This is a genomic window from Pseudarthrobacter sp. NCCP-2145 (assembly GCF_023708005.1).
In the GTDB taxonomy this organism is placed as follows: Bacteria; Actinomycetota; Actinomycetes; order Actinomycetales; family Micrococcaceae; genus Arthrobacter; species Arthrobacter oxydans.
Genome location: NZ_BRCG01000044.1, coordinates 1 through 5,326 on the forward strand (window position 1 = coordinate 1; position 5,326 = coordinate 5,326).

General features: G+C 55.2%; 2 rRNA genes. Both read right to left on the minus strand.

Annotated elements, in window-relative coordinates:
* Positions 1-43: 43 nt before the first annotated feature.
* A 23S ribosomal RNA gene (locus NFU08_RS20780) occupies positions 44-3,170 on the minus strand.
* Between the two features lie 530 nt (positions 3,171-3,700).
* A 16S ribosomal RNA gene (locus tag NFU08_RS20785) occupies positions 3,701-5,224 on the minus strand.
* The 16S and 23S rRNA genes sit together here, the layout of an rRNA operon.
* Positions 5,225-5,326: the final 102 nt, after the last annotated feature.

A 5,326-nucleotide genomic window follows, 5' to 3' on the forward strand; every position in this document is an offset into this window, starting at 1 on the left:
TCCTGGTGTGAACGTCTTTTGAATCCGTTCACGAAAAGGGTGTGTGGTGTAAGTTATCGGCCTATTAGTACCGGTCAGCTTCACGAGTCGTTAGTCCTCGCTTCCACATCCGGCCTATCAACCCAGTGGTCTGGCTGGGGGCCTCTCACACACAAGGTGTATGGAAATCTCATCTTGAAGCGAGCTTCCCGCTTAGATGCTTTCAGCGGTTATCCCATCCGAACGTAGCTAATCAGCGGTGCACTTGGCAGTACAACTGACACACCAGAGGTTCGTCCGTCCCGGTCCTCTCGTACTAAGGACAGCCCTTCTCAAATTTCCTGCGCGCGCAGCGGATAGGGACCGAACTGTCTCACGACGTTCTAAACCCAGCTCGCGTACCGCTTTAATGGGCGAACAGCCCAACCCTTGGGACCTACTCCAGCCCCAGGATGCGACGAGCCGACATCGAGGTGCCAAACCATGCCGTCGATATGGACTCTTGGGCAAGATCAGCCTGTTATCCCCGAGGTACCTTTTATCCGTTGAGCGACGGCCATTCCACAATGTACCGCCGGATCACTAGTCCCGACTTTCGTCCCTGCTCGAGATGTCTCTCTCACAGTCAAGCTCCCTTGTGCACTTACACTCGACACCTGATTGCCAACCAGGCTGAGGGAACCTTTGGGCGCCTCCGTTACTTTTTAGGAGGCAACCGCCCCAGTTAAACTACCCATCAGGCACTGTCCCTGACCCGGATTACGGGCCGAAGTTAGATGTCCAAAGTGACCAGAGTGGTATTTCAACGATGACTCCACCCGAACTGGCGTCCGGGCTTCAACGTCTCCCACCTATCCTACACAAGCCACTCCGAACACCAATACCAAACTATAGTAAAGGTCTCGGGGTCTTTCCGTCCTGCTGCGCGTAACGAGCATCTTTACTCGTACTGCAATTTCGCCGAGTTTATGGTTGAGACAGCGGGGAAGTCGTTACTCCATTCGTGCAGGTCGGAACTTACCCGACAAGGAATTTCGCTACCTTAGGATGGTTATAGTTACCACCGCCGTTTACTGGGGCTTAAATTCTCAGCTTCGCCTTGCGGCTAACCGGTCCTCTTAACCTTCCAGCACCGGGCAGGAGTCAGTCCGTATACATCGTCTTGCGACTTCGCACGGACCTGTGTTTTTAGTAAACAGTCGCTTCCCCCTGGTCTCTGCGGCCCCGATCCCCTCCACACCGCAAGGGTGTATCAAGGTTGGGGCCCCCCTTCTCCCGAAGTTACGGGGGCATTTTGCCGAGTTCCTTAACCATAATTCTCTCGATCGCCTTAGTATTCTCTACCTGATCACCTGTGTCGGTTTGGGGTACGGGCGGCTAAAACCTCGCGTCGATGCTTTTCTCGGCAGCATAGGATCACCAAATCCCCCCAAACGGGGGTCCCATCAGATCTCAGGCATCATGAACAGCGGATTTGCCTACCGTTCGCCCTACATCCTTAGACCGGGACAACCATCGCCCGGCTTGGCTACCTTCCTGCGTCACACCTGTTAATACGCTTGCCTCCCAGGATCAGGTCCTGCGCTCCACCAAAACCCTCACACCACAAGGGCGATCGGGCAGGTCTCGGGCAGTTAGTATCCCCTGTTCAGCATGGGCGGTTTTTCGCCGGTACGGGAATATCAACCCGTTGTCCATCGACTACGCCTGTCGGCCTCGCCTTAGGTCCCGACTTACCCAGGGCAGATTAGCTTGACCCTGGAACCCTTGATCATTCGGCGGACGGGTTTCTCACCCGTCTTTCGCTACTCATGCCTGCATTCTCACTCGTGTAGGCTCCACCGCTGGTTTACACCGCGACTTCACCGCCCACACGACGCTCCCCTACCCATCCAGACGCCTGAACCACAAGGGCTTAGCTAATATCTGAATGCCACAACTTCGGCGGTGTACTTGAGCCCCGCTACATTGTCGGCGCGGAATCACTTGACCAGTGAGCTATTACGCACTCTTTTAAGGATGGCTGCTTCTAAGCCAACCTCCTGGTTGTCTTCGCAACTCCACATCCTTTCCCACTTAGCACACGCTTAGGGGCCTTAGTTGGTGGTCTGGGCTGTTTCCCTCTCGACTATGAAGCTTATCCCCCACAGTCTCACTGCTGCGCTCTCACTTACCGGCATTCGGAGTTTGGCTGACGTCAGTAACCTTGTAGGGCCCATTAGCCATCCAGTAGCTCTACCTCCAGCAAGAAACACGCAACGCTGCACCTAAATGCATTTCGGGGAGAACCAGCTATCACGAAGTTTGATTGGCCTTTCACCCCTACCCACAGCTCATCCCCTCCATTTTCAACTGAAGTGGGTTCGGTCCTCCACGACGTCTTACCGTCGCTTCAACCTGGCCATGGGTAGATCACTTCGCTTCGGGTCTAGATCACGCCACTGCAACGCCCTATTCAGACTCGCTTTCGCTACGGCTGCCCCACACGGGTTAACCTCGCGACGTAACACTAACTCGCAGGCTCATTCTTCAAAAGGCACGCCGTCACCAGAATCAGACTGGCTCCGACGGATTGTAAGCACACGGTTTCAGGTACTGTTTCACTCCCCTCCCGGGGTACTTTTCACCTTTCCCTCACGGTACTGGTCCGCTATCGGTCATTAGGGAGTATTTAGGCTTATCAGGTGGTCCTGACAGATTCGCACGGGATTTCTCGGGCCCCGTACTACTTGGGATACTCATCCGGGCGGTACACAACATTACGGTTACGGGGCTAACACCCTCTCTGGCCGGCCTTTCAAGACCGTTCACCTATGCCTGCACATCACACCCCACTGCCCCGGCAGAGACAGTACGGAAAGTCCCACAACCCCGACCATGCAACGCCCGCCGGCTATCACACATGGAACGGTTTAGCCTGATCCGCGTTCGCTCGCCACTACTAACGGAATCACTATTGTTTTCTCTTCCTGCGGGTACTGAGATGTTTCACTTCCCCGCGTTCCCTCCACGCACCCTATGTGTTCAGATGCGGGTCACCAGGTGACTCGCGCCCCTGGCGGGGTTTCCCCATTCGGACACCCTGGGATCACAGTCCGGTTATCGACTCCCCCAGGCTTATCGCAGATTCCTACGTCCTTCTTCGGCTCCTAATGCCAAGGCATCCACCGTGTGCTCTTAAAAACTTGACCACAAAAGATCAAAAACGCTAATTTTCGAGAGAACCACAGAAACCAACCACACCCAACAACACCACCCCAAAAGGATGACACCATCACGCGCAGCCAGATCCAGGTTCATATTCTTGGAAATTGCTTCTTATAAAAGATGCTCGCGTCCACTATGTAGTTCTCAAACAACAACCCCGTACCACACACCCCACACACACAAACATGCATGATCGCTGCAGCCAGGAAACCAGAAACACACAAACCCGCAACCCCCACCCCCACAAAAAGAAGGGGCAAAACATCACGGCCCTGTTGCCTCAGGACCCAACAGTGTGCCAAACACTAAACCACCCATCCCACACCAGCACCCTTCCAGGAACCCCCACAAAGGAAGGAACCGTACTAAGCACCGGAAAAGACCGGCAGCCGCTATTCGCTGATATTCCACCCTTGAGCACCCGCCGCAGAACAATCGTCTGCGCAACGGGCTGTACTCCTGACAAACCCCCGCACCGCATACACGGCACGAACAATCTGTAGGTGCTCCTTAGAAAGGAGGTGATCCAGCCGCACCTTCCGGTACGGCTACCTTGTTACGACTTAGTCCCAATCGCCAGTCCCACCTTCGACAGCTCCCTCCCACAAGGGGTTAGGCCACCGGCTTCGGGTGTTACCAACTTTCGTGACTTGACGGGCGGTGTGTACAAGGCCCGGGAACGTATTCACCGCAGCGTTGCTGATCTGCGATTACTAGCGACTCCGACTTCATGGGGTCGAGTTGCAGACCCCAATCCGAACTGAGACCGGCTTTTTGGGATTAGCTCCACCTCACAGTATCGCAACCCTTTGTACCGGCCATTGTAGCATGCGTGAAGCCCAAGACATAAGGGGCATGATGATTTGACGTCGTCCCCACCTTCCTCCGAGTTGACCCCGGCAGTCTCCTATGAGTCCCCACCATCACGTGCTGGCAACATAGAACGAGGGTTGCGCTCGTTGCGGGACTTAACCCAACATCTCACGACACGAGCTGACGACAACCATGCACCACCTGTAAACCGACCGCAAGCGGGGCACCTGTCTCCAGGTATTACCGGTTCATGTCAAGCCTTGGTAAGGTTCTTCGCGTTGCATCGAATTAATCCGCATGCTCCGCCGCTTGTGCGGGCCCCCGTCAATTCCTTTGAGTTTTAGCCTTGCGGCCGTACTCCCCAGGCGGGGCACTTAATGCGTTAGCTACGGCGCGGAAAACGTGGAATGTCCCCCACACCTAGTGCCCAACGTTTACGGCATGGACTACCAGGGTATCTAATCCTGTTCGCTCCCCATGCTTTCGCTCCTCAGCGTCAGTTAATGCCCAGAGACCTGCCTTCGCCATCGGTGTTCCTCCTGATATCTGCGCATTTCACCGCTACACCAGGAATTCCAGTCTCCCCTACATCACTCTAGTCTGCCCGTACCCACCGCAGATCCGGAGTTGAGCCCCGGACTTTCACGGCAGACGCGACAAACCGCCTACGAGCTCTTTACGCCCAATAATTCCGGATAACGCTTGCGCCCTACGTATTACCGCGGCTGCTGGCACGTAGTTAGCCGGCGCTTCTTCTGCAGGTACCGTCACTTTCGCTTCTTCCCTACTGAAAGAGGTTTACAACCCGAAGGCCGTCATCCCTCACGCGGCGTCGCTGCATCAGGCTTGCGCCCATTGTGCAATATTCCCCACTGCTGCCTCCCGTAGGAGTCTGGGCCGTGTCTCAGTCCCAGTGTGGCCGGTCACCCTCTCAGGCCGGCTACCCGTCGTCGCCTTGGTAAGCCATTACCTCACCAACAAGCTGATAGGCCGCGAGTCCATCCAAAACCACAATAAAGCTTTCCACCCCCCACCATGCGATGAGGAGTCATATCCGGTATTAGACCCAGTTTCCCAGGCTTATCCCAGAGTTAAGGGCAGGTTACTCACGTGTTACTCACCCGTTCGCCACTAATCCAGGAGCAAGCTCCCATCATCGTTCGACTTGCATGTGTTAAGCACGCCGCCAGCGTTCATCCTGAGCCAGGATCAAACTCTCCGTTGAAGTAAAACAGACACAACCCCCAGCCCCGGGAAAACGGGACAAAAAGGCTGCACAAAATTTGAAACCAGCTGTAAAAACCAGACCACCCACAGGGGCGGACGA